The organism is Mucilaginibacter oryzae, assembly GCF_003148845.1.
GTDB lineage: Bacteria > Bacteroidota > Bacteroidia > Sphingobacteriales > Sphingobacteriaceae > Mucilaginibacter > Mucilaginibacter oryzae.
In genome coordinates, this window is the sequence record NZ_QGHA01000006.1 from 70,235 (window position 1) to 95,398 (window position 25,164).

At 44.1% G+C, this 25,164-nt stretch carries 21 protein-coding genes; 8 read left to right on the top strand and 13 right to left on the bottom strand.

Annotated elements, in window-relative coordinates:
• Positions 1 to 3 precede the first annotated feature (3 nt).
• From LX99_RS16545 to LX99_RS16575, 7 genes are read right to left on the bottom strand one after another with little or no spacing between them, the layout of a single operon-like run.
• A complete protein-coding gene (locus LX99_RS16545; RefSeq protein WP_022831519.1) occupies positions 4 to 180 on the bottom strand; it encodes a Sec-independent protein translocase subunit TatA/TatB in 177 nt (58 codons plus the stop codon).
• 34 nt (positions 181 to 214) lie between these two features.
• Positions 215 to 652, bottom strand: a complete 438-nt coding sequence (locus LX99_RS16550) for a Sec-independent protein translocase subunit TatA/TatB (RefSeq protein ID WP_109608886.1) — start codon at positions 650 to 652, stop codon at positions 215 to 217.
• A 59-nt stretch (positions 653 to 711) separates the two neighbouring features.
• A complete protein-coding gene (locus tag LX99_RS16555) occupies positions 712 to 2,019 on the bottom strand; it encodes a murein hydrolase activator EnvC family protein (RefSeq protein ID WP_109608887.1) in 1,308 nt (435 codons plus the stop codon).
• 16 nt (positions 2,020 to 2,035) lie between these two features.
• Positions 2,036 to 2,824 (bottom strand): DUF4292 domain-containing protein, encoded by a 789-nt coding sequence (locus LX99_RS16560; protein WP_109608888.1) that lies wholly within the window; start codon positions 2,822 to 2,824, stop codon positions 2,036 to 2,038.
• Entirely contained in the window at positions 2,802 to 4,586 is a 1,785-nt protein-coding gene (locus tag LX99_RS16565) for a tetratricopeptide repeat protein (RefSeq protein ID WP_109608889.1), read from the bottom strand. Before LX99_RS16565 ends, LX99_RS16560 begins: the two co-directional genes overlap by 23 nt.
• Positions 4,587 to 4,623: 37 nt before the next feature.
• Positions 4,624 to 6,147 (bottom strand): oligosaccharide flippase family protein, encoded by a 1,524-nt coding sequence (locus LX99_RS16570; RefSeq protein ID WP_109608890.1) that lies wholly within the window; start codon positions 6,145 to 6,147, stop codon positions 4,624 to 4,626.
• 35 nt (positions 6,148 to 6,182) lie between these two features.
• On the bottom strand, positions 6,183 to 6,464 hold the full coding sequence (locus LX99_RS16575; RefSeq protein WP_109608891.1) for an acylphosphatase: 282 nt from the start codon (positions 6,462 to 6,464) through the stop codon (positions 6,183 to 6,185).
• Between the two features lie 150 nt (positions 6,465 to 6,614).
• Here LX99_RS16575 and LX99_RS16580 point away from each other — a divergent pair, with 150 nt between their 5' ends.
• Positions 6,615 to 7,136, top strand: coding sequence for a YceI family protein (locus tag LX99_RS16580; protein WP_109608892.1), 522 nt, complete (start codon positions 6,615 to 6,617; stop codon positions 7,134 to 7,136).
• Positions 7,137 to 7,358: 222 nt separating this feature from the next.
• Here the strand turns inward: LX99_RS16580 and LX99_RS16585 are convergent, their stop codons facing one another.
• Positions 7,359 to 8,528 (bottom strand): amidohydrolase family protein, encoded by a 1,170-nt coding sequence (locus LX99_RS16585; RefSeq protein WP_109608893.1) that lies wholly within the window; start codon positions 8,526 to 8,528, stop codon positions 7,359 to 7,361.
• A gap of 151 nt (positions 8,529 to 8,679) precedes the next feature.
• On the opposite strand from LX99_RS16585, the gene rlmN reads away from it, so the two are divergent.
• Positions 8,680 to 9,747 (top strand): 23S rRNA (adenine(2503)-C(2))-methyltransferase RlmN, encoded by a 1,068-nt coding sequence (gene rlmN / locus LX99_RS16590; protein ID WP_109608894.1) that lies wholly within the window; start codon positions 8,680 to 8,682, stop codon positions 9,745 to 9,747.
• Positions 9,748 to 9,770: 23 nt separating this feature from the next.
• Complete coding sequence (locus LX99_RS16595; protein WP_109608895.1) at positions 9,771 to 10,469, top strand: ComF family protein; 699 nt, start codon at positions 9,771 to 9,773, stop codon at positions 10,467 to 10,469.
• 60 nt (positions 10,470 to 10,529) lie between these two features.
• On the opposite strand, the gene LX99_RS16600 is transcribed toward LX99_RS16595, so the two are convergent.
• Positions 10,530 to 12,332 carry a hypothetical protein gene (locus LX99_RS16600; protein WP_146203147.1) on the bottom strand — a complete coding sequence of 601 codons (1,803 nt, stop codon included), beginning with the start codon at positions 12,330 to 12,332 and terminating at the stop codon, positions 10,530 to 10,532.
• A gap of 208 nt (positions 12,333 to 12,540) precedes the next feature.
• Here LX99_RS16600 and LX99_RS16605 point away from each other — a divergent pair, with 208 nt between their 5' ends.
• From LX99_RS16605 to secG, 5 genes are all read left to right on the top strand, one after another.
• Positions 12,541 to 14,040, top strand: a complete 1,500-nt coding sequence (locus LX99_RS16605; RefSeq protein WP_109608897.1) for a MiaB/RimO family radical SAM methylthiotransferase — start codon at positions 12,541 to 12,543, stop codon at positions 14,038 to 14,040.
• A 103-nt stretch (positions 14,041 to 14,143) separates the two neighbouring features.
• Complete coding sequence (locus LX99_RS16610; protein ID WP_109608898.1) at positions 14,144 to 15,403, top strand: sigma-54 interaction domain-containing protein; 1,260 nt, start codon at positions 14,144 to 14,146, stop codon at positions 15,401 to 15,403.
• 6 nt (positions 15,404 to 15,409) lie between these two features.
• Entirely contained in the window at positions 15,410 to 15,934 is a 525-nt protein-coding gene (locus LX99_RS16615; RefSeq protein WP_109608899.1) for an LptE family protein, read from the top strand.
• A gap of 33 nt (positions 15,935 to 15,967) precedes the next feature.
• Positions 15,968 to 17,305, top strand: coding sequence for a hypothetical protein (locus tag LX99_RS16620; RefSeq protein ID WP_146203148.1), 1,338 nt, complete (start codon positions 15,968 to 15,970; stop codon positions 17,303 to 17,305).
• Between the two features lie 9 nt (positions 17,306 to 17,314).
• Positions 17,315 to 17,659 (top strand): preprotein translocase subunit SecG, encoded by a 345-nt coding sequence (gene secG / locus LX99_RS16625; RefSeq protein WP_022831245.1) that lies wholly within the window; start codon positions 17,315 to 17,317, stop codon positions 17,657 to 17,659.
• Positions 17,660 to 17,937: 278 nt separating this feature from the next.
• Here the strand turns inward: secG and LX99_RS16630 are convergent, their stop codons facing one another.
• The 4 genes from LX99_RS16630 to LX99_RS16645 form a co-directional block, all read right to left on the bottom strand.
• Positions 17,938 to 18,276 (bottom strand): hypothetical protein, encoded by a 339-nt coding sequence (locus LX99_RS16630; protein WP_022831243.1) that lies wholly within the window; start codon positions 18,274 to 18,276, stop codon positions 17,938 to 17,940.
• Between the two features lie 89 nt (positions 18,277 to 18,365).
• Positions 18,366 to 19,235 (bottom strand): aldose 1-epimerase family protein, encoded by an 870-nt coding sequence (locus LX99_RS16635; RefSeq protein WP_245927949.1) that lies wholly within the window; start codon positions 19,233 to 19,235, stop codon positions 18,366 to 18,368.
• A 127-nt stretch (positions 19,236 to 19,362) separates the two neighbouring features.
• Positions 19,363 to 21,816: a bifunctional YncE family protein/alkaline phosphatase family protein gene (locus LX99_RS16640; protein ID WP_109608901.1), complete on the bottom strand. Its 2,454-nt coding sequence runs from the start codon at positions 21,814 to 21,816 to the stop codon at positions 19,363 to 19,365.
• Positions 21,817 to 22,036: 220 nt separating this feature from the next.
• A complete protein-coding gene (locus LX99_RS16645; protein WP_109608902.1) occupies positions 22,037 to 25,162 on the bottom strand; it encodes a PAS domain S-box protein in 3,126 nt (1,041 codons plus the stop codon).
• Positions 25,163 to 25,164: the final 2 nt, after the last annotated feature.

Sequence of the window (25,164 nt, forward strand, 5' to 3'; positions counted from 1 at the left end):
CAATTACGCTTTTTTCTCTTCAGATGATGCTGAAGATGAACCTTCGCCGTTTTGCGCGTCTTTAAATTCTTTAACGCCTTTTCCTAAGCCTCTCATTAGTTCAGGGATTTTTTTACCGCCGAATAATAAAAGTATCGCAATGATGATCAGAATAATTTCTGGTGCGCCTAATCCACCCATGATTTTAAGTTTTTATGTAATGATTAATATAGTACTATAATTTATGCTCTTCCCTTTCGGCATCTATGTGGTTGCCCGTAATGGTTTTATCCAGGTCAACATGATCGCCGTTATGATGTTCTGCAGGAGTATTTACGTGATAATCGCTGATAGCGATTGTATTTGGAACAGTATTTTCAACAACCGGTTTTTCGTATTCAGCGGCGGTATTTTCCGGGGCTTCAGAAGCGTTTTCCTCTATTAAAGGAGTTTCCTTTTTTGGCTCCGGCTTTTTCTCTTCGTAATTGTTGATCTGGTTATTGATTTCGCGTTTTACATCCTCAGATGCATCTTTAAAATCGCGGATGCCTTTACCTAAGCTTCGCGCCAGGCCGGGCAGTTTTTCGCCGCCAAATAGCATCAATGCTGCAAAAAGTATCAGTACCATCTCGCCCGTACCAATATTTAAAAATAACAAAACTGAACTTAACATAGCATTTTGTTTAAGGATACAAATATATACAATTAAATTTTCTTATAATTCAAAACTAATTAGTTAGGCGCCAGCCACAGCTTAGGGTTAACGGGTGTTGTGCCTTTGTAAATTTCAAAATGGGCTTCCGTTTCACCGGTAGATGGTTCGGTTGCCACCGTTCCTAATGATTGTTTGGTAGTCACTTTCTGGCCTCTGGCTACATTTACCGAGCGCAGGTTGGCGTAAACCGTAAAATATTCGCCATGCCTAACCATCACCAGGTAAGTACCGCTTACATCAACTACCTTAATCACCTCCCCGTCAAACACCGACCGTACATTGGCTCCGGCATTGGTACGGATATCTATACCTGTACTTTCACTCCTGATCCCTTCGGGCGTGGTATAAATACCAAATCCTTGTGTGGTAACGCCATTGGCTACCGGCCATGGCAGGCTGCCGCGGTTCCCTAAAAAGTCATTAGACAATTTCGCAGCTTCAGGTGTAGCGTTAAGTACGCTTGAAGTAGTGCGGGTAACCGGCTTTGGAGCCGCCGCCGCAGCGGGAGCCGGCCTGTTTTCGGCTTTAGCTTTAGCCGCAGCTATCCGGGCCTCCTCGGCCGCCTTTCTTCTCGCTTCTTCTTCCAAACGGCGTTTTTCTTCTTCTATTTCCCTGCGGATCGCGTCTTTAATAGCGGCGTTGGTTTTAGCTATCTTAGCCTGCAAATCCCGCTGTTGTTTTTTCAGGATACCTTCATGCTGCGACAGTTCGCTCACTACTTTAACCTGGTTGTTACGCTCATTACCCAGCGTTTCTTTTTCTTTTTGCTGATCTTTTAACAGGCTGGTTTTCTCGTCTTTGGTTTTATCCAGCTCGTTAATCTTAATGTGCAATTCCTTCTGTGTACCCTGTATCGAAGCCGCCTGGCGCTCGCGGTAAGTACCAAATTGCTGCAAATATTTTAAACGTTTGTAGGCCTGGTTAAAATCCTTCGATGCAAACAGGAACATCAATTTGTTATAAGCGCTTTGATTTCGGTAAGCGAACAGGATCATGGCCGCATATTCTTTTTTAAGCTGATCTAACTGCGATTGTAAACTACGTACGTTATTAGTACTCTCAGAGATCTGGTTATCCAAATTTCTTATCTCCGAGTTAATGTTCTCTATTTTTTCCTGCCTCAGGATTATCTTGGCCTTAAGTATGCTTAACTGCTTTAAGGTAGCTTTTTTGTTATTTAAAGTTTCCTGGTAATCCTGGTTTAATTGCTCAAGCTCTTTGTTCAGCTGGGCTTTACGGCGCTTCAGTTCGTCGCTGCTTTGGGCCCTTACGTTAACCGCTGCCAGTACCAGTAGTAAAAAGAAAGTTGCTTTTATAAACTTCATCAAACAAACATATTAATTATTTACCTGGCTCGTACCCATCAGGTATGCTGAATGGATAATTTTGTTCAACTTCAAAGTCGGCCTTGGTATAATGCAAATTAACCTGTATTTTTTTATCTTTTACTACCGATGCTATATCTATTTGTGAGGGCAACACCCGGTTTGTTGCCTGTATAAACGCGTTATTGGTAACCTGTAACGATTGTGCCTGCTGCTCATTATCCAGTTTGGTTTGGGTAACTTTGTTATCAGGCCCCAATATCAGCTTGTAAACCAGATCGTTAAGCGTACCGCTCAGTGTGGTATTACCATCGGCATGCTCAATTGCCGCGTTTTCGTTTACCAGTTCGGGCACCGCGTTACCAATCAGTAACGATTCGAGCGTTTTATAGTTAACCTGCTTGCTGGCGTACGTATATATATAGCTGAACGGCTTTTTAATATAAACGCTTTGCAAACGGTTAATAATCATAATGCTATCGGGCGTTATTACCGCACGCGCGGCTTCAATGCCCAGTACCGCGGTTATGGATACCCAGATCCTTTTATCCCTGGCTATCCTTAAGTTCAGCGTAACATCATTACTGTTGTTATTGATGCTGAGCTTGGTTTTAGCTTTACCCGCAAAGGTTGTAAAATTAACCTGGCTTGCACGTATGGCGGCCAGTTTGCTTGCCAAATCGTTATTTACCTTCGCCGCCGAATCGGCCTTGCGGGTAACCAATACCTGTTTGCGTGTTTTACAGCTTGCCATTACAAGCAGGCAGCAAGCTATCAATAAACTATTCGCTATATTTTTTTTCATTTATCTTACGATCTAAGGCCGGGGAATTTCCGCCGAAACTTTTGGCTTTTTTCCAGTTTGCTACGGCGGCATCTGTATCTCCAACAAAAAACAAAATATCGCCGTAATGTTCGTACTTCACCGAACTATTTTCTTTATCATGTGCTATAGCCTTTTCCATCCACTGTTTTGCAGGCGTGTATTTTTTCTGCATAAACAGGATCCAGGCATAAGTATCCTCAAACGATGCCGTGTTGGGCTGTAACTCGTTTGATCGTGCCGACATCTGCGCCGCCTTTTCCAACTGCTCATTCCTTAACGATAAATAATAAGCATAATTGTTCAGCGTGAACGCATTATCAGGATTGTAAGCGAGCGCCTTTTCATAACTCTCGTCGGATGCCTTAATATTTTTCAGCTCATGATAACAATCGCCCAATAACGAAAAACTTAACGAAAGTAATTCCTTATCCTGAAGTTCTAATGAAGTAGCGTTTTTAAGGTAGGTAACCGCTTTGGCATTATTTTTTTTCTGCGCCCAGGCCACGCCCACCAGGTAATTCATCCAGGCCTGGTTCGGGAACAGCGATAAAGCGTTTTCACCATCCTTAATAGCGGCATCCAGGTCGTTATCGGCCAGTTCCAGTCTAACCAGCTGTTCCTGCACATTGTAAACCTGGCTGTTTAACTGCATGGCTTTTTTAAGCACCGGCCTGGCCTCTTTGTATTTGGCGTTCTGCAATAACATATCGCCGTAAATAGCATACGCCCTTGAATCGGCAGGGTGGGCCACGGTTAAAATCCGGCTCAGTTCGAGCGCGCTGGCTTTGGCATTGGCTTCAGGAAACTTGGGAAAATAGCCCGAAATGATATTAATTTTTCTGTCGATGCTTACATCCGGGATGGCAAAGCCTAAGGTAAGTTCATTAAAACTGGCCTCGTTATTTTTTTTATCGCGATAAATATCGGCCAGGGCAAAATGCACCATGCCGTTACGCGGGTCCAGTTTTTCGGCCTGCTGTAATATTTTCTGGGCCTTATCCGGAAAACCATTGGAGTTATAGATCTCGCCCAGGGCCAGGTAGTAGCGGATTTCGTTGGGGTTATCCGCAATCTGTTTCTCCAGATCGGAAGCGGCCTGGTCAACCTTACCCTGTTTTAAATATATCTTTTGGCGGTTAACCAAAATATCATCGCTTAAGCCGTTGCGGGCTTCAAGCTCATTATACACCTTAAGCGCGTCATCATATCGCTTTAAAATAACGTAGGCGTTGGCTTTATCAAAATAATAGTCCTGTTTATCGGGATTGAGCCTGATCAGCTGGTTAAAAACATTTTCAAGCTTATCAATCGTATTGGTTTTTTCGTAGCTATCGGCAAGGGCCGCCCAATACCACTCATTATCTTTATTGATAGCTACCGCCTGCTCAAGCAATGGCTGCGCCCCGGCATAGTCACTTTGCTGCCTTTTTAAGTTGGCAAGCTCATACAGCGAGGCATCGTTTGCAGGATCAGTTTGTACAACCCTTTCAAACATTTCGGTAGCGAGCTTATAATTTTCGATGGTTTTTTCGCGAAGGGCCGAAAAAAACATCTGCTTAACCATCAGGCTGTCCTGATAGGTTAATGTTTTAGCAGGCGTAATTCCGTTTTTTTTATGCTGAGCCTGGGAGGAAAGAGGCAAGACAGCAAGAGTCAGGAATAAAGAAGCAACAAGCCCGACAGAAAACAATGGGTTTTCCCGGCCAAGGCTCAAGCTATTATTGCTGGTTCTCTTTCTCATTTATCTTGCTTCCTGATTCTTGAATTCTTGATTCTTACTATCCCCGTTTAAATATAGCTTTTAACTCCCGCCGCTCAAAGTAATAAGCTCCGGCCGCAAATAACAGTAAAAGCCCGTTTCCAACAAATATATTACGATTAAATACCTTAAAAGACAAAAAAACAAACAACCCGGATACCATTATATACGCCAGGTTCTTTTTTAAGTTGTAAGGAATGGGGTAATTTTTTTGGCCCCAGATGTATGACAATACCATCATGGTGGCGTAAGCCGCGAATGAGATCCAGGCCGAAGCCATGTAACTGTATTGAGGAATTAACAACCAGTTGAGCAAAATAGTTAAAATGGCGCCAATACCTGATATGTACAAGCCGTATTTTGTTTGATCAGACAGTTTATACCATACCGATAAATTCATGTAAATACCCAGGCTCAGGTAACCGAACAGCAAAGGCGGTACTACACCCAGGCCCTGCCAAAAAGGGTTGTGAACAATATGGTTTTTAACCAGGTGAGTTTCCTTACCCACTATAAAGGTAGCCAGGATATTGATATTGGCCACCAGCCCAACACATATCACCGCCACCATTATTACAAAGTAATTCATGATACGGGCATAGGTATCGCCTGCATTTTTATTTTTGGCGTGGCTAAAAAAAAACGGCTCGGCCCCAAGTTTAAACGCGTTAACAAATAAGCTTAAAAACAAGGCTATTTTAGCGCAGGTACCATAAATACCTACATCCCTATCGGCGATACCGGCAGGCAGGATTTGTTTCAGCATTACCTTATCTAACGATTCGTTGATGATATAGGATAAATTGGCTATCAGTACCGGCCAGCTGTACGTAAACATTTCGCGGTACATGGCCACATCAAATTTCAGCCTCAACTGCAATACCTCGGGCAGTAACAGCAATATGGTTAACCCGCTGGCTATGGCGTTCGCTAAAAACACATAACCAACCCAATGCGGCCTGAACCAACTCACCATCCATGTACTGCCGGGCAAATGATGGCTGATCATAAACGGCACACCGAACAAAAAAAATAAGTTAAGGGCCATTACCAGGGCGATATTTGAACACTTGATAATGGCGTACTTCATTGGCCGGCCCTCAGCCCTCAATTTAGCGAAGGGCATTACGCAAAACGCGTCGAGAACGAGGATCACCAGGAAGCACTTTACGTAAAAAGTATAGTCGGCATGGTCTTTAACCACCCCGGCCTGCATGTAGTTAACAATAGGATCCAGAAAAAACAGGGCAAAAACCAAAAACAGTAATGATACCGCTATAATAACGCCGAAGGCATTATTATAAACCTGCTGTTTACTATCCGAGCGCTTTTGTAAATACCTGAAATAGGTGGTTTCCATACCAAATGCCAGTATGTTGTTGATAATGGAAGCGCTGCCGTAAACCGTTGTAAAAACGCCGTTAGCCCCTACCGTTAGGGTACGGGTATATATGGGCGTTAAAATGAAATAAATCATCCGCGAAATGATGGTGCTTAGACCATATATGGCGGTTTGCCCGGCAAATTTTTTTATTGTAGACAATGGGGATAGCTTATTTTAGTTGGCAGTAGTATGAGTTATGAGCGCCTTTTAACAACCTCAAAATTACGATAGTTTTTCAATTCGCCTTCATGGCTTTCAACAGCGGTAACCGCGGCGCCCTCCGGGCCTTCCTGGCACCATTCCATAAACATCTCGAGTGTTGCCTGGTCGGCTTCCGCTTCAATGTATACATCACCATTAGCCTCGTTAAGTACAATGCCGCGCACCCCCAGCTGATCGGCAACAGCTTTGGTAGATTTGCGGTAAAAAACGCCCTGCACCTTACCCTTAACAGTGATATTGAGATGTTTGCTCATGAGTATGATAATATTGTTGTTTATTTGATGTTATTAAGCTGCAAAGTTAACTTTTTCCGGCTAAGCAACCTGTTTAAACATACACACGTAAACACAATAAAACACTTCACAATTTATTAGTGGATGACAGTATCTTAAAAACTTCATTTTATGAAAAAACTCATTTTACCGGCAGTTATTATCCTGTTTACAAGCCTATCTGCATTTGCCTTTTTTACCAATTGGAAAGTTAAAGCCGATGCCGCCGAGGTTACCTTTGAGGGTCACCGGGTTAGCGGCTCATTTAGCGGACTGAAAGCGGATATAGTTTTTGACAAGGACCATCCCGAAGCAGCCAAAATTTCGGCAAGCATTGATGTTAACACGGCATCTACCGGCTTTTTTATTAAAACCAGCCATGTTAAATCGGCCCTGGGCGCCGATGATTATCCAACCATCAGGTTCGAGTCAACTTCGGTTGCCAAAAGCGGCAGTGGTTATGTTGCAAACGGTAAACTGACCATGAAGGGCAAAACCAATCCTGAAGCCATTCATTTTACTTTTGACGAAAAAGGCAACGATGCCACTTTTAAAGGCGATTTTAAAGTAGTACCCGCAAAATACGGCGTTGACAGGAGCGGCACGCCGCCAGAGGTTACTATTCATTTAACGGTACCGGTAAGTAAAGGATAATATTTACACGAATGCTTGTATTGCAGATGATATTTAAACGAATTACAAGAATGCTAATTGAGTACACACTTATCAGTCGCTTGGCTCCAGCCGAACGGTGGCGCAGAGAATAATTAAAAGAGAAAAACCGGCAAAAGCCGGTTTTTCTCTTTTAATTATTTACTCTATTGCAGTTTCAAATAATTTGTGCAATTCGATCTAATTCGTGAAAATTAGTGTCAATTACATTAATTTCTTTACGGTTGTATCCGGTGTGATCTTAAATCCGTCAAGACCGCTTATGAGGTTGAGCCCCGGCGTTTTGCCTGGATCCAATGTTCCTTTTTCATCGTCGATGCCGAGGTACTCAGCGCCATTTTTAGTTGCCCACTCCACCAGGCGGGGAAGACCTATGGATGGGAACTTTTGTTGAATAGCCTGAATTTCGCTTAAGATAGAAAGCTTACCGTTAGATGCAAGGCTATCAGTGCCGAGGGTAATATTAAAGCCCTGGTTAACAAACAAGTCGATTTTTGGCAAACGGCCTTCAATATATAAATTGGCATTAGGGCAAAAACACCAGTTTATTTTTTTATCAAAGCGTTTTATAAAGTAAATATCCTTAAGGTTGGTGCAGGTATTATGCACCAGTAAAACCTTCTGTTTACTGCTAAGCAGCGGGATGATGGATTGTACCGAATTGCGGGCCTGCGGTTTAAAGTACGATATATCCTTACCAAAGTGATCGTACAAATCCAAAAAAGCGCCTAATTTATAACGGTAAAACTTGTTCTCATCTTCACACTCCTGATTGTGGATGCTCAACAGGTTATCGTCGGCCCCATCGCTGTATTTTTTAATCAGCTTAAATAATTCCTTCGATACAGAATAGGGCGCGTGCGGGGTTAAGGAACATGCCCCGGGCTTAAATTCGCCAAGTAATTCCTGCGCTTTTTCAAATACCTCGGTAGCGCGTCCGGGCAAAAAGCCAAAGGTTTCAACAAAGGTATGGTAATACAGCTTGCTTTGCCTTTTCATGGCAACGCTGTTGTTGGTATTGGAAATGTCGCCAACGGCAACTATGCCGTTATCATACATTTCTTGATCGGCTTTGGCAATAGCATCCAGTACTTCCTCGCGGTCGGTATTGCGCAGGGACTGTACATCCTTTATAAAATTAACCAGGCCGCCGCGGGGCTTCACCCTATCCTTTAAATGCGACAGTTCGGTATGGCAATGGGTATTAATAAAACCGGGGGTGATAATACCGCTCACCTGCTGTACAGGTCCGCCCGGGGGCTTATTGCTTTCGGCAACGGCGATGATCTTACCCTCATCATCAACGGTAACAATTCCATTTTTAATCGGATCGGCATAAACAGGAAAAACGTAATCGGCTCTAAAACTTTTCATTCAAATAAACTTGGTATCGTAACACATAACGTTTTTCAAAAGACTACCCTCTGCAAATAAACACAATTAACTTTTAGTTATTGTTTTATCCAATCAAAAAGAATGACTTTAAAAAAAGATAGATTTTTTTAAATTTAAGTACTTTTGCATCGTGAACAATACAAATGGTAAAATCGATATCCGAAGCCTGAGCCTGAGCACCTTACAGGAGCATTTTATCCGCATGGATGAAAAAAGCTTCCGGGCAAAACAGGTTTACGAGTGGCTGTGGAAAAAATCCTGCTTTTCTTTCAACGAGATGAGCAATATTTCTAAAGAACTGCGCACTAAACTGGATGATAATTTTGTAATCAATAATGTAAAAATTAATTCCTCACAGGTTAGTGCTGATAAAACTATAAAAAATTCTTTTATTTTACATGATAACCATTTAATTGAGGGTGTTTTAATTCCTACCCCGGGCCGGATGACAGCCTGTGTATCATCGCAGGTGGGCTGCAGTTTAACCTGCAAATTTTGCGCTACCGGGTACATGGAACGCAAACGGAACCTCAACCCTGATGAAATTTACGACCAGGTTGTGCTGATTGACAAACAGGCCCGCGAAAATTACGGCCAACCGCTGTCGAACATTGTTTACATGGGCATGGGCGAACCTTTGCTCAATTATGCCAACATGATGAAATCCATCGATCGTATCACTTCGGAGGATGGCCTTAATATGGCAGCTAAACGTATTACCGTGTCAACAGCCGGGATCGCCAAGATGATTAAAAAACTGGGCGATGATGATGTTAAGTTCAACCTTGCACTATCGCTTCACGCCGCTAACGACGAAAAGCGGAACACCATTATGCCCATCAACGAGCAAAACTCGTTAAAAGCACTGGCCGAGGCTTTAAAGTACTACTATGCCAAAACCAAAAACCCTGTAACTTACGAGTATATCATTTTTGATGGCGTAAATGATAACATACAGGATGCCATGGAGTTAGCCAAATTTTGCAAACACCTGCCCTGCAAAGTTAATATTATTGAATATAACCCTATAGCTTTTGCCAGCTACATTAACGCCGGCGAGGATAAAGTTGAAGCCTTTGCGGCTTACCTTACCAAACAAGGCATTAACACGCATCTGCGTCGCAGCAGGGGCAAAGACATTGACGCGGCATGCGGACAGTTAGCTATTAAAGAAAAAGATAAACTGGCCGAAGTTTAAAAAATCCGCCTTAACTTAAGGCCATGAATTTGCTGCGCACCTACCTGGCCGATTTTGTTTCGTTGCTGTTCCCGGAGCTTTGCATGGCCTGCGAAGACAGCCTGGTAGCAGGCGAGTACATCCTGTGCAGCCATTGCCGGTTTAATTTACCATTTACCAACTTTCACCAACAACCTGATAACATTGTAGCCCGGCAATTTTGGGGCAAAATCAATATTGAGTTTGCTTATGCCCTGTATTATTTTCAAAAAGGTGGTAAGGTACAGCACCTGATGCACAATTTTAAATATAACGGCATGCGGCAAATAGGCAACCTGCTGGGTAATATGGCGGGCGGGCAATTATTGGGCAACCCTGCGTTCAAAACCATCGACGTTATTATCCCGGTGCCGTTGCATAAAAGCCGCATGCGCGAAAGGGGCTACAACCAAAGTACCTGTTTTGCCCAGGGACTGGCCGAAAAACTGCATGCGGTTGTCGACGATAAGAATTTAATACGCACGGTGGCTACAAAAACGCAAACCCACAAATCGCGCTTTGCCCGGTTTGAAAATATGCAGCAGGTATTTGAGGTAAAAAACCCGGGGTTATTGGAAGGGAAACATATTTTACTGGTGGATGATATTGTTACCACCGGCTCTACCCTTGAAGCCTGCGGGATTGAATTGCTTAAAATACCCGGCGTGACGTTGAGCATAGCAACGATCGCTTATGCGGAGTAGGAACGCCCATCGAATGATGTTGATTTGATAAAAATCCATTATTAGCTAACAAACCTGCCGCTAAAACTTTCCCTCATCCATTAATTTTTTCCTCTCGGCTTTTCGCTTTTGCCGCTCCGCTTTATTTTTTAGGCGCTCGGCTTTATTTTTATTGTGTTCGTCAATGCGGTCTTTGGTGGCTTTTTGCGATTTTTCGTCAAGACCGATGCAGGGTTTGATACCCGTAAGCAGGGTTTTCCAGATGGTTTTCCAGAAAGCGAAATCTTTAGGCCGTTTAAATACCACGTATGATGAGGTCAGTTTCCCTTTCTCATCCGGGTTATTGTGTTTAATTACAAAAAGGTTGGCGAAGATGGAGATGATGGTTTTGCGTTTAAGGCGGTCATTAGCCGTATCAGGCTTCAGCAATACCACTTTCAGGTCGTTATATAAAAAATCAACCTTACCTTTAAACACCTTGCTGTTGGCTGCTATATCAAAACTGAACTTTTTAACCTTTCCCGAGGTCATTTTTACCATGGCCAGGGGCATGGTTGCCGGGTTAAGCCGTGAAAAATCCATGGAGCCCAGGCTGCCTTTACAGCTAAAAGGGGCGTTATCATCATTTAAGGTAAATTTAAACTGAACATCCAAACGGCCGTAGTTCATAAAATAAGATACAAGCGTAACATCGCTAATGTTATTTTTAGCAACCGCCGAAGGATTGTTAGTTAAATTTAAAATAGTACCGCTGGTATTGTTAAACTCCACTGCACCCGTTTGCTGCGTTTTTTTGTTAAACTCGCTATAAACCACATCAACGCGGCGCAACTTTACGGTATCTACCCGCAAATCGAGGTTGAGTTTACGGATCAGCATGTTCGGGAAGGTTTTCACCTTGTCACTCCCGTCGTCAGGCCCTTTCACCGGGTTGGTAAACGCGGTGATCTTCCCGCCGGCAACACTTAAGCTCCTGGCCGAAAAGGTTCGATACTTATGATAGTTAAGGTAATCGAAATGATTGATCTGTATCGAATCGGCCAGGAAGCCGAGCCTGTCCTTCCGGCTTTTATCAAAAAAATTATCGGGCTTTAACGGCTGCACGGCCAATCCCTCAATATTTAACTGCGAAGTTAAGGTTGATAACTTAAGGTGTTTAATTTTATAGGTATACAGGCCGCTTGGTGTTTCGCCCGTATAATTATTAAGTTCGGTTACAATATCCCTGCAGTAAAGCAGGCGTGATTTATCGGTTTGCGTAGCCGAATCAATGAGCAGGTCGTTAGCGCTCAGGCTTAATTCTCTTAGTTTGGAGATGGCTACTTTATTGCCCGAATAGTCTTCATAATCGAGGTTAACATCATTTAACAGGATATTACCAATATGTACCGATTTCAGGCTTTTAGCGATCCGCTGCCAGGCAGTACGGTGGTCTTTAACCACGGTATCTTTGGTATGATTGAGCTGGTAGGTTACTTTTAACTTAGGTTCGCTCAGAATAATCTGGCCTATATTAAGCTTTTTTTGAAAGTAAAGGCTAAACGGGTGGGCATGGTTAATCACCAAACGTTTAACCGTTAGCTCAACAAGCGTATTAGGCGCCAGGTGCAGCCTTTTCCTTTGGTTATAAACCGCGGTGTCGGGTTTTAAAGTTATATTATAAAGGATGATCTTGCCCCGAAGGATATGCAGTTCGGCATCCGAAAAATCAGCCTTGTACAAGCCGTCGCTGCTTTTTAATACCACATCCTTTACTTTGGATGCCAGTATGGGCGACCAGTACCTGTTCACTACTATCGCCAGTACCAATATAACCACAACCGGTATCAGCACAAATTTAAATAATCGCTTTTGCCACCTGTGCTTTAAAAAGTTTAGCTTCATGTACCGGTTGTTATTGCTTAAGGTTAACAGCAAGATAGCAACTTTTGTTATCCTGTAAGGCAAACCGCCTGCTTTTTATAAAAAAATTCATTTGCGGTTCATATTCCGTACTGATTTTCACAGGCAAATTCATTTTATTAAATACTGACAATATGTCATCTATATAAGTATATTTTGTTTATTTTTGCAAACTAATTTTTATACAAGAATGATGGATTTGCTTATTCCGGATAAAACACATGATGAGAGCAGGCAGGGCGAGGCGTTGATGTTAAATGCCGAAACAGCTAAAAATAACGGCCGCAAGCTTTATATTGAAAGCTATGGCTGCGCGATGAATTTTTCGGACAGCGAGATAGTTGCTTCTATTTTGGCCGAACGTGGTTTTGAAACCACTACCGATCATACCTTGGCCGATGTTATTTTTATCAACACCTGCTCTATCCGCGAAAATGCCGAACAACGCGTTCGTAACCGTCTTAAAGAATTTACCATAACCAAGGTTAAAAATCCGGGCCTGGTGGTTGGGGTGCTGGGCTGCATGGCCGAGCGCTTAAAATCAAAATTCCTGGAGGAAGAAAAATTAGTAGATGTAGTTGTTGGCCCCGATGCTTACCGCGACCTGCCCAACCTGATCGATAAGGTTGATGACGGACAAAAGGCCGTAAACGTGCTGCTATCGCGCGAGGAAACCTATGCCGATATCAGTCCGGTGCGTTTAAACAGTAATGGCATCAATGCCTTTGTATCCATTATGCGCGGGTGTGACAACATGTGCTCATTTTGCGTGGTACCGTTTACCCGCGGCCGCGAGCGCAGCCGCGATCCGCTATCGATAGAAGCCGAATGCCGGGACTTGTTTGAAAAAGGCTACCGGGAAGTTACATTGCTGGGTCAAAACGTAGACTCGTATAAATGGAGCCCCACCCAAACCCTCCCCGGAAGGGAGGGCTTAGAAAAGGCCGAAAATCAAAAAGTCTCCCCTACCGGGGGAGATTTAGAGGGGGCTACTACCAACTTTGCAAATTTATTGGAGCGAATCGCCCTGATCGATCCTGATCTGCGGGTGAGGTTCTCGACTTCGCACCCTAAGGATATTACCGATGAGGTGCTTCACACCATCAATAAATACGACAACATCTGCAACTACATCCATTTGCCGGTACAATCAGGCAACAGTCGAATACTCGACCTGATGAACCGCACTTACGACCGTGAATGGTATATCAACCGCATCGACGCTATCCGCCGCATTATTCCTGATTGCGCTATTTCAACCGATATAATCACAGGCTTTTGCAGTGAAACCGACGAAGAGCACAAGGATACGGTAAGCATGATGGACTACGTAAAATACGATTTTGCCTACATGTTCAAGTACAGCGAAAGGCCCGGCACACTGGCCGCTAAACGTTATGCCGACGATATCCCGGAAGAAGTGAAGCAAAAGCGCCTCACCGAAATTGTAGCTAAACAGCAGGAATATTCTTTTTACCGGATGCAGGCAAGAATAGGTACAGTTGAAAGAGTGCTGATAGAAGGCTTCTCCAAAAAATCAGACAAGGATTATTGCGGCCGCAGCGATCAAAACGCGATGGTGATCTTCCCTGTAGGTGAAGGTTATAAGCCAGGGCAGTATGTGAATGTATTGATTGAGCGCAGTACAACAGCTACGTTGATAGGCAAAGTAATCCCCCAAACCCCCTGAAGGGGAGTTACATCCTGCGGTTTTTAGGAACCAGGGCATGTTTCGGGGTTCAAACTAAATTATAAACTTTTAAATAAACTCCCCCTTTAGGGGGGCGGGGGGTATGGAAGTACAAGAAATAAAACAACGCTTCGGCATCATCGGCAATTCGCCGTTGCTTAACCGGGCCATAACTATAGCAAATCAGGTGGCGCCTACCGATATTTCGGTATTGATTACCGGCGAGAGCGGTAGCGGTAAAGAGGTATTTTCGCAGATCATCCACCAGATGAGCCCGCGGAAGCACGGCCCATTTATTGCCGTTAACTGCGGGGCTATACCTGAAGGAACTATCGATTCAGAATTGTTCGGTCACGAAAAAGGCGCCTATACCGGCGCGGTTGGCGAGCGCAAGGGTTATTTTGAAACAGTAAACGGCGGTACCATATTTTTAGATGAAATTGCCGAAATGCCGCTTGGCACACAGGCCAGGCTGCTGCGTGTGCTTGAATCGGGCCAGTATATCAAAGTAGGCTCGTCAAAGGTAGAGAAAACCAATGTACGGGTTATAGCGGCAACCAATGTTGACGTTTATGACGCGGTAAAGAATGGCAAGTTTCGCGAAGACCTTTACTATCGCTTAAATACTGTTCCGTTAAAGATCCCGCCGTTACGCGACCGGAAGGAAGACATTTTTCTGCTTTTCCGCAAGTTCACCGCCGATTTTACAGATAAATACCGCACGCCGCCTATCCAACTGGATGACGACGCGCAGCAGGTGTTAACCAATTACACGTGGCCGGGTAACGTAAGGCAGCTTAAAAACATGGCCGAGCAACTGGCCGTGCTTGAGCGCGACCGCATCATTACAGCCCAGACCCTGCTTACCTACATCCCGCATGAAGTTGGCGGCCGTAACCTGCCCATGCGTTTGGAAAACCAGCCTAAAGAAGACTTTTCGGAGCGCGATATACTGTATAAAGTGCTTTTTGACATGAAGCGCGACATGGTGGAGCTAAAAAAACTGGTAGCAGATATTATTGAGCACGGGGGCGTTTCGCCGCATTACGCCAATAACCCGCAAACGCTTAACCAGCTTTACCGCGATATTGAACTGCATGGCAGTACCGAGCCACAATTTACTTTGCAGCAGCCCGTTAATAACGTTACCAGCAGCAGTAATAATAACAATACTACTATTGACGGCTTTAACATTACGCATGATGCCGAAGAGGTTGAAGAATCGTTATCACTGATAGATAAAGAATCAGACCTGATACGTAAAGCCCTTAAAAAACATAAAGGCAAACGTAAACTGGCCGCTAACGAACTGGGCATCTCCGAGCGTACTTTATACCGGAAAATAAAAGAACTAAATTTATAAAAATTGATGAAACGATTTTTGGGGATCACTACGGCATTTGCTTTGACGCTTTTATGTTCATCGTGCTATACGCTGAAAAACAATACCATCCCCGTTGATATGAAAACGGTTAATGTCCAGTTTTTTGAAAACAACGCGCCGCTGGTGGTTAATAACCTGAGCCAAACCTTTACCGAAGCGTTGAAGGACAGGATTCGTACCCAAACCCGCCTAAGCCTGGTACGCGGCGAAGCTGATGCAACCATGTCGGGCGCTATTACGGGCTACTCGATCGCGCCGGTTTCTATCGAGGCTACCTCAAACAATGTAGCTCCCATTGCCGATGCCAACAGGCTTACCATAACCGTAAGGGTTAAATTTAGTTTCGACGCCGCAAAAACTGCTCCCGATAAAAAACTTAGCTTTGAAGAAAGTTTTACTAAGTTTGCCAATTACAGGGGAGATATCGGATCGCAGGAACAGGCGCTTATACAACAAATTACTAAGCAGCTGATTGACGATATTTTTAACAGGGCCTTTTCTAATTGGTAAGCAATTTGTATTTTCAACCACGTGGATCAATATTTGAATAAGAGGGAGTACGATATATTAGACGGATTGTTGGCCAATCCGGCTGATGCGGGTACCTTTTACGGTTATAACCTGCAGCAACTGGTTAATAACTTTCCGCAAAGCGGCATTTTGAGGGCTTTGCTGGCGCATGCCGGTACCAACGATGATATTAAGCATGCAGCGGTATACTACAGCCCCCTGCTGTTACATAAACTGATTAACGATGCTGAAACGCTTCCGGCTGTATCTCCCGCTCAAATTATCAACCTTATTGACAGCACGCCATCAATAGGCAGATTTACACCAGCCGAAAATTATTTTAACAGCGGTACCATCAATGAAACCAAGGCGGTTGAAAGTGGGGTAAGCAACAACGAGCAAGTTACGGCCCTACATGAGGGCGACGTAACACCACCGGTAATTAGTTTTGATATACCGGATGCGCCACCAGCAGTGCCGGTATTTACAGAAAATGCTGCCGTTGAAGATTTATCCTTTACCAATATCGGATCCGCTAAACCGGGCGAGCAAATTGATGACGATGTGTACGACGAGATTGTAGGCATTGATAACATCGATATACCAAGACCGAATACTGTTGAACAGGTTATTGATCCCGCCTCTGCCGGCACCGTGGAAAACACGCCGGTTGATACCAAACCTGCAGCCAACGATGAAACCGACAAATGGATAATAGGCAATATCGCATCTACCGATTATTTTATGTTTGATAAATCGGTTGCCGATACCCGTAGTGAAGATAAAGCTCCGATACCTAACGCCGGTAATGTTCAAAAAGAAAGCCCCGCCGCGAAAGAGGCACCCGAAGTGATATCAAAGTATAACGACGAAAAGATGCCTTATACTTTTATGTGGTGGCTTGATAAAACCCGAAGAGAATACGCATCGGTTTATCAGCCTTACAGTATCGAATCAACCATTGCCGCAAAGGTTGCGCCGGCGCCTCCGGTATCGCCCGCTTCCGATGCCTTGCAGCACCAGTATTACGAAAATATTTTTCATGCGCAATCGCTCGAAGAGCTTGAAAAAACGCCGCAGCCGGATGTGCCGGAGATAAAAAGCAAGGAAGACCTGATCATTGAAAAATTTATCAGGGAAGAGCCGCAGATCAGGCCGCCGGCGGCAAATAAAATCGACAATGAAAACAAGGCCAAGAGAAGCTCGGAAGACAGGAATGAACTGGTGAGTGAAACCCTTGCCCGCATTTATACCGAGCAAATGCTATATCACAAGGCTATTGCAACTTACAAAAAATTAATGTTGAAATTCCCGGATAAAAGCCGTTACTTTGCGAGCCAAATTGAACAATTAGAAAAAAAAGTAAATTAATATAAAGAAATGTATATCCTTTTAATCATCGTTACCGTACTTGTATGCGCCTTGTTAGGGCTTATCGTACTTATCCAAAACCCTAAAGGCGGCGGTTTGGCATCAAATTTTTCAAGCTCGTCACAGCTAATGGGCGTACAAAAAACCGGCGATTTCCTTGAAAAAGGCACCTGGGCACTGGCTATAGCCCTGATGGTATTAACCCTCGCCATCAATGTATCGGTAAAAGGCGGCACATCAGGCAATGATAACTCAGACCTGCGCGAGAAGATCAATAACAACACTAAAGCTACCCCTGCGCCAACCAACCAGGTTCCATTTACACCGGCTGCAAAACCAGCCGACAAAAAATAATAATAAAGGTATCTTAAATTATATACAAAAGCCCCGGATAGTATCTAATCTATCCGGGGCTTTTGCTTTGGCTTGTTTTAGGATAATGTACCTCGGTGACTTTTAGTCGATACACGTTGCTGTGGGGAGTTTACACCTACCGCCGGTAAATTCATGATTAGCAACGGTCCGGTCACCGTTATATGCTTCAAAGAAAGATTGAGCAAAAAACATAATGAGCTCAAATAAAAAACGCCCCGAAAAACCCGGAGCGTTTTTGTTATCATTTTTAAAATCGGTTATAAAATCAAAATCAGCACCAAAATAATGATAATGATAGCGCCTACCGATAGGTAAATACCGCCGCCGCCTAAAGCGTTGGCTTCTTTTTTCATGCTTTTAAGCTCGGTACGCAATTCCTTACGCTCTTCTTTGCTCAGTTGCGATTTATCCATCGCTTTAATTTCCTGCACACGGGCTTTTATTTCTTCAACACGGGCCTGCTTCTGCTCGGTTGTCATGGTAGCGATTTCTTCTTTGCTAAGCGGAGTAAGCGCATGGCTATCGGCAGCAAATGTGTTTAACGCGGTAAACGATAACAGCAGGGTAAGGGCAAATAGATAAACTTTCTTTTTCATAGTATTAATATTTAAGTGTGATTTCACTATGAAAATTAAAATTATTGAAAAATGTTTTAAGAAATTAAAAATTCGTTGTTATCAAGCCCTCAAATACAAATAAAGTAGGCGGCTTCAAACACATGACCCACATTTAGTTTCTGTATGGCTTCTTTTTCTTTAATATCAACCTGTTTGCCTTCGGTATCGGCACAGCCAAGCCAGGGTTCAATGCAAACAAAATCGGCGCCGGGTTTTGCCCAGATACCCAGGTAATTAAAATGCGGAAATTCGAGGGCCAAAGTTTGGTCGTGCTTATCGCTTTTTATAGTCACCATACGCGATTTCAGATTTTTAAACACCAGGGCATCGGCGTTAAACAAATCGCGGGTAAGGTAAAGCTTCTTGTTTGGTGTTGGTACCGGGTGGGTTAAGCCATTAAAAAAACCATCCTTTGATAGTGCATGGGCATCAAGGTGCTCGTCGGTTTCAAACTCAAGGTAGTAATCCTCATACATTTCGCCTTTATTAAAGGGAACATTGAACGCCGGGTGGCCTCCTACCGAAAAGTATACAGGCTTTTTATCAAGGTTAATTACCTTGTAGGTAACACGTAAAGCACCTTCAATAAGATGATACAAAACCTGGAAATCAAACTTAAACGGATAAACCTTCAAGGTATTTTCGCAATTGGGCAGCGAATAACTGGCCGATATTTCATCACTCTCCAGCAAAAAAAACTCCGATTGCCGGGCAAAGCCATGGCGGTTCAGGTTATATTTTTCACCATCAACAACCAACTCGTTATTGATGAGCCCGCCAACAACCGGGAACAGGTTTGGGGCATGCCATGGCCAAATGTTTTCATCGGCCTGCCACATGTGCTCGGTTTTGGTGGCTTTATTATAATATGAACTTAATTGCGCCCCTTTGGTATCGATGCTTACACGGATAAATTCGTTTTCTAAAGTAGTGATCATAGGAAGATATTTTTTGTCTGAACCGGAATTTTAAAACAATTGTTCCTTTTCAGGAATTTTAGCTGCATGTTAACCTAATTCCGTCAATTATACTGTTGGATAACGCCGATCAAACGAAATTAACAAATCAATCATCATCCTGTTCTTTTTTAGGTTCTAAAATTACAAAGGCGCTTCTTTTTGGCGCAGGCATGACAGATGCTTCTCCTTTTACGTACTTCCAGATCACTTCATTTAAATCGATATCCGGCGCGGCATCTTCCCTTGCAAAATTAAAAAGCTCAGAGCGGCGGCTGCTTTCATTTACGGCCACGTTGCGTTGTTCCAGGTCAACCTGGGCTGCCTTGGCGGTGTATGGCGTAAAATCGGGCTTGCCGGTAAAACAATCATACAAAGGCATGGCTGCGGCATCATACTGGCTCATGGGCGGTAAACCTAATATCAGTTCTATAGTACGTAAAACACCGGATGTTGAGTACATGCCGTGAACCACCGCGTTGCGCTTTACGTAAGGCCCGGCCAAAAACACCGGCGAGCGGTGCGCGTCGATATGGTCGGGACCATTTTGCGCATCATCTTCCAAAATAAACACCACCGATTCTTTCCAGATCGGGCTATGCGATAAATGTTCGATAAACTGGCCTATTGCCAAATCATTATCACCAACAGCGGCAATAGGCGAAATAGCGCCTTTACGCTGTCCGCTGGTATGATCGTTCGAGATGCGGATGCTATTGAAACGGGGCACGGCATTGATGGTTAGCAACGAATCAAAATCATGAGCCCAGATCTCGGTACGTTTTACATCTTTCACATCAAGGTCAAACCCGGGCGAAGCTGCACAAAAATGCCCTTCTAACGATTTCAGGCTGGCTTTACCCGGATTGCCGTCGCTTACAAATTCGCCATAGGTACGGTAGCTTATACCGGCCCGTTTGCAATAATCCCATATAAAACCATCGCGCGGATAGGCGGCTTTGCGGGTGCCCTCAAAATCATAATTACCACCGCGGCCACCATAACTGGTTGGCCACGTTTTTTCTACAAAGTCGGTAGCATAAGCGGCCGTACTCCAGTTGTGCCCGTCGGCGCTCACCTCGGCATCCACATAAAAATTATCCAGCAATACAAACTCATTGGCAATAGCATGGTGATTTGGCGTTACCTTATTGCCGAAAATGCAAAGCGAGGTATCGCCGTTGCCCTGGGGCATATCGCCCAGCACCTGGTCGTAAGTACGGTTTTCTTTAATAATATAAAAAACGTATTTAATAGGGCTTTTTTCACCAACCCTACGCGGAATAGGGTTACCGTTTTCTCCGGGGGCTGTTTTCTCAATCTTGTCGGTAAACGGTGTATTGGCGTAAACCTGTTTGGTAAGCTTCTTCAACTCAACATCCTTGGGCTTATCAATAAAAGATAAAGTGCCTTTAAATAAACCGCCGATGTATTGTTCGCGGCTGTTAATAGCGCCCTGCTTATAACCGCTATTATCAGCTTTAGTTACAGGCTGGGGCCCTTTAGGGTTAGCCATCGAACTGAAGCCTTTACCATTTGATACCAATATTTTATTACCCAATACCTTTACATTGGTTGGGTACCACCCTACCGGTATAAAGCCTTTGCTTTTACTGCTGCCGGGCGTAGTTACGTCAAACACGGCAAGACAGTTGTTATCGGCATTGGCAATAAACAAGGTTTTACCATCCGGCGATAAGGCAAGGCCATTAGTGGTTGACCCGGTAAGACGGGTTGGGTAAAGTGCCGTCGATACGGTTTCGACAATTTTACGCGTGGCTGTATTCACTACCGATACAGCATTGTCGTTAGCATCAGCTATGTATAAATATTTGCCTTTTTTATCCAACAGTAACTCGTTAGGGTGACTGGGAGTTTTTATAGTGCTGAGCGTTTGCGAGGCAATATTATAAAAGCCAAGCATATCACCGCCCCACAACGATATATACAATGTTTTTTCATCGGGAGACAAAGTACAGGCATAAGCTTCGGCCGGTAGTTTTACCTTGTTTACAATCTCCTTTTTACCAGGATTGATAATGTACAGCGTGCTATCCTCTTTGGTTACCGAATAAAGGCGGCTATTACTCCTGTTGGTTACCAGGCCGGTTGGGCAAACCTTGCTTTTAGGCCAGGAATTAGCGGCCAATTTAATGGTATCTGGCGTACCCAGTTTATCAGCTTTGATGTTATAAACTAAAATGCAGTTATCATTGCCACCCGAGGCGTAGAGTTTTTTCTCATCGCGGCTGAAGGCGAGGCCATACCACGATTTCCTGATCACCTGCTCATCTAAAAGTTTTTCATTTTGAGGATCGATGAGCTGGATAGATTGAGTGCTTTGGCCGTTATTGGTAACAGCCAGCAGCCTGCCCGATGACGAAAGCTGCATATTAAGCGGCAGATCGCCAAGTGGCAACGACCTGCCCGCCGGACTCAGTTTCCAGCCGTTGGGCAATAAAACTTGCCCTGTCTGTTCAATTTTACCCGGAAGTTTGGTTTGAGCTAAAGACTGAAATGCGATACATAACAAGGCAATGCCGCCAGCCAATTTTAATTTCATACGAAAACGATTTTAGTCAAAATTACAAATCGTTTTGCTGGCAGAGGGAGAGTTAATAAAAACTTAATATTGAACGGGGTTAAAACTCTTCAACAAGATAAAAAGCAGGGCTCCTGGGGCAGCTTATGCCTTTGGGCCAATTGATGGCGGGAATTCCGATAATTAAGCAGCATGCTGATTTTCTCCTAACCGCCGATCTCCCTTCACTAATCTCTATCTTTTACTGTTGCTGATAACGGCTCAGCTTTTCATAAAGCACACGCGGATCAAATGGTTTAAGAATATAGTCGTTCATACCAACGCCATTAATTTCGCCTATCTCGTTACTGAGCATAGAGGCGGTAAGCGCGATGATGGGCAGGTTTTTAAAATATGGTTCGGCTTTTGAGCGGATAATGCCGGTGGCTTCCAATCCATCCATTTGTGGCATGTGGATATCCATCAGCACTACGTTATAGTTACGGTTACCTTCAACTTTTTCAATGGCTTCGATGCCATTTTCGGCAAAATCAGCATTCGCTCCCCACTTTTTCAATATTTTATTGATAAGCAGGCGATTGATCTGGTTATCATCCACTACTAAAACGTTTATTTTCAGTCCTTCTTCCACGTTGTTATTATTGCTGTTTAACTGGTTATTTCCCTTTTTAAAACTTATTGTAAACCAAAATGTCGATCCCTGCCCGGGCTTGCTATCCACATTAATACGCGAATCGTGCAGTTCAATCAGTCGTTTACTAATGGCCAAACCCAGACCTGTACCGCCATATTTGCGCGTAGTATCTATCTCAGCCTGCTTAAATTGTTCAAATATAGCTCCCTGCTTATTTGGCGCGATACCTATACCGGTATCAATTACCGCAAAACGAATGCGTACATCATGCTCACTCTCCTGTATTACCTTTAAATCGATAGTAACGCCACCCTTTTCGGTAAACTTAATTGCGTTACCGGTAAGGTTTAGCAGGATCTGGATTAACCGTGTCCTGTCGCCCAAAATAACGTTAGGTACGGCTTGATCAATACTATGGCTAAGATAAATATTTTTTTCGCCGGCCTTATATTGCATCGAGCTGGTTATGCTTTGTACAACATCGCGTAAATCAACCCGTTGCTTTTCAAGCTCAACATTACCCGTTTCTATCTTGGCAAAATCAAGCACATCGTTTATCAGTGTCATCAGGTTTTCGGCCGAAAATTTCAGGATATTAAGGTTTTCTTTTTGGCTTTCGAGCGGGTTATCCTCTGCCAACAGGTGCGACATTCCTATTACCGCGTTAAGCGGCGTACGGATTTCGTGGCTCATTACCGATATGAACATATCCTTAGCCCGGCTTAACTGTATCGCCTCCTCGCGGGCGTTGATCAGTTCTATCTCTGCCTTCTTTTTAGCGGTTATATCAATAATTACTTCAATATATTTATCAACCTCGCCTTTACTGTTCAAAATAACCGAATTGATAACCGAAATCCAGAGCGGCTGCCCGTCTTTACGGTAAACCAGCAAATCAACATCGAAAGACTGCTTGTTCCGGGATAATTCGCGGGCTTTTTGAATGATAGATACGTCCGTCAGTTCACCTTTCAGCACATCGCCAAGGTGATTGTTGTGCACATCTGTCAGCCTGTACCCGGTAATGTGCTCAAAGGCGCTGTTTACCCATTCAACCTTGCCATCGCTGTTGTTAATTACCACGCCGCTGGCCGTACTGCTGGCTACTAATGATAGTAACATGAGCTGATCTTCGGCTTTTTTTCGTTCGGTAACATCAACCATTACGGCTATCTGCCGCTCAACCTGACCCGTTTCATTTAGCAACGGACTGTTTGACAGGAACACCCATAAAGGCGTTTTATCTTTTTTGTAGATTTTGATCTCTACCTCGTAAGGTCGTTTTTCTTCAACAGCCTTTACTGCCGATTTAAAAACCTCCAGGTCGCTGTCTTCACCCAGCAGCATGGTACCGAAAGCCCTGCCCTTCATTTCGGTAAGGGTATAGCCTATGGTGTTTTCAAGGGCTTCATTCATCCATACCACCCGGCCTTGCGCATCCCGGATCAGAATGCCGCTTGGCGATTTGCGGGCCGCGAACGATAAAATTTCCACCTCCTGCTCGGCGAGTTTACGTTTGGTAATATCAATAATTACCCGGATTGACTTATCAACACTCCCGTCGGCATTATAAATCAAGGAATTCATTACCGAGATCCATTTCGGAGAACCATTTTTGGCATTAAAGAATAATTCTATCTCGTATGGTTTCTTATCGCGGATGGCCTCATCCAGCTTTTCTACAGCTTCGGGGCTCAATGGCTTGCCCTGTATTACATCGCGTAAACGGCGGTGTTCCACATCGGCAAAACTATAACCGGTGATATTTACGAAGGCATCATTGGTCCATATAATCTGGTCGGCGGCGTTACTGATCACTACGCCGTTACTTACCTTGCTGGCCACCAGCGAAAGCTGTTCAAGTTCCTGCGCCACCTGTTTTTGGTGGGTGATGTCGCGTCCGCTTGCAAACCATTTGTCGTCCTTAAAAGTAGCCGACCAACTGATGCATTTGGCGCCGTTTTCCCCGGTTAGTACCGTGGTTTCTATTTCAAATTTACGTTGCTGTTTGGCAATGCCGTTTTTTAATGCAGATAATGATCGCTCACGTTCCTCTTCCGGAAAAAAATCCCAGATAGCTTTATCCTTAACCTCGTCCGGAGTATATCCAAGCACCCATTTTACTGCGCGGTTTATGTGCCCGATTTTAAAATCCCTGTCCATAATACAATGGATATCGGGCGAGCTATCAAACAGATCATGAAACTCTTTATAGGCAACCAGGCTCTGCTCCAACTCAAGCTTTTGTTTTCGAAGCAAAAAATGCGACATTACCTCATCGGCAAGTACCCTAAGCGCGTCCTTCTGCTCTGCCGTTAGTTTACGGGGCTTCTTATCCATTACGCACAAAGAGCCAAGCCGGTGACCGTCGGGGTCAACTAACGGGGCGCCTGCATAAAAACGCAGGCCGTTGGCGCAGGCAAAAGGATTGGCTTTTAATTCCTCATCCTGCTGTATATCGGTTATTTCAAGAAGCGCGTCTGATTGAATGGTGCGGTTGCAAAAAGCGTCGGCGCGGGGTGTTTGGTCCGCGTCGACGCCATAAGTTGATTTAAACCATTGCCTGTCGGCATCAATAAGGGTGATGAATGCCACAGGCGCCTGGCATATATAGGATGCGAGCCGGGTAATGGCGTCGTATTCCTTTTCGGGCAAGCTGTCAAGTACCCTGTACGATTGCAGGGCGGCTAAACGTTTGTTTTCGGCACTGGTAGAAGCTTGCCTGTCTGTCATTT

Excerpts from the sequence above, each read along its gene's own strand:
- LX99_RS16545 (WP_022831519.1), bottom strand. The coding sequence starts at position 180 with ATGGGTGGATTAGGCGCACCAGAAATTATTCTGATCATCATTGCGATA.
- LX99_RS16550 (WP_109608886.1), bottom strand. The coding sequence starts at position 652 with ATGTTAAGTTCAGTTTTGTTATTTTTAAATATTGGTACGGGCGAGATG.
- LX99_RS16555 (WP_109608887.1), bottom strand. The coding sequence starts at position 2,019 with ATGAAGTTTATAAAAGCAACTTTCTTTTTACTACTGGTACTGGCAGCG.
- LX99_RS16560 (WP_109608888.1), bottom strand. The coding sequence starts at position 2,824 with ATGAAAAAAAATATAGCGAATAGTTTATTGATAGCTTGCTGCCTGCTT.
- LX99_RS16565 (WP_109608889.1), bottom strand. The coding sequence starts at position 4,586 with ATGAGAAAGAGAACCAGCAATAATAGCTTGAGCCTTGGCCGGGAAAAC.
- LX99_RS16575 (WP_109608891.1), bottom strand. The coding sequence starts at position 6,464 with ATGAGCAAACATCTCAATATCACTGTTAAGGGTAAGGTGCAGGGCGTT.
- LX99_RS16580 (WP_109608892.1), top strand. The coding sequence starts at position 6,615 with ATGAAAAAACTCATTTTACCGGCAGTTATTATCCTGTTTACAAGCCTA.
- LX99_RS16585 (WP_109608893.1), bottom strand. The coding sequence starts at position 8,528 with ATGAAAAGTTTTAGAGCCGATTACGTTTTTCCTGTTTATGCCGATCCG.
- LX99_RS16595 (WP_109608895.1), top strand. The coding sequence starts at position 9,771 with ATGAATTTGCTGCGCACCTACCTGGCCGATTTTGTTTCGTTGCTGTTC.
- LX99_RS16600 (WP_146203147.1), bottom strand. The coding sequence starts at position 12,332 with ATGAAGCTAAACTTTTTAAAGCACAGGTGGCAAAAGCGATTATTTAAA.
- LX99_RS16605 (WP_109608897.1), top strand. The coding sequence starts at position 12,541 with ATGATGGATTTGCTTATTCCGGATAAAACACATGATGAGAGCAGGCAG.
- LX99_RS16610 (WP_109608898.1), top strand. The coding sequence starts at position 14,144 with ATGGAAGTACAAGAAATAAAACAACGCTTCGGCATCATCGGCAATTCG.
- LX99_RS16615 (WP_109608899.1), top strand. The coding sequence starts at position 15,410 with ATGAAACGATTTTTGGGGATCACTACGGCATTTGCTTTGACGCTTTTA.
- secG (WP_022831245.1), top strand. The coding sequence starts at position 17,315 with ATGTATATCCTTTTAATCATCGTTACCGTACTTGTATGCGCCTTGTTA.
- LX99_RS16630 (WP_022831243.1), bottom strand. The coding sequence starts at position 18,276 with ATGAAAAAGAAAGTTTATCTATTTGCCCTTACCCTGCTGTTATCGTTT.
- LX99_RS16635 (WP_245927949.1), bottom strand. The coding sequence starts at position 19,235 with ATGATCACTACTTTAGAAAACGAATTTATCCGTGTAAGCATCGATACC.
- LX99_RS16640 (WP_109608901.1), bottom strand. The coding sequence starts at position 21,816 with ATGAAATTAAAATTGGCTGGCGGCATTGCCTTGTTATGTATCGCATTT.
- LX99_RS16645 (WP_109608902.1), bottom strand. The coding sequence starts at position 25,162 with ATGACAGACAGGCAAGCTTCTACCAGTGCCGAAAACAAACGTTTAGCC.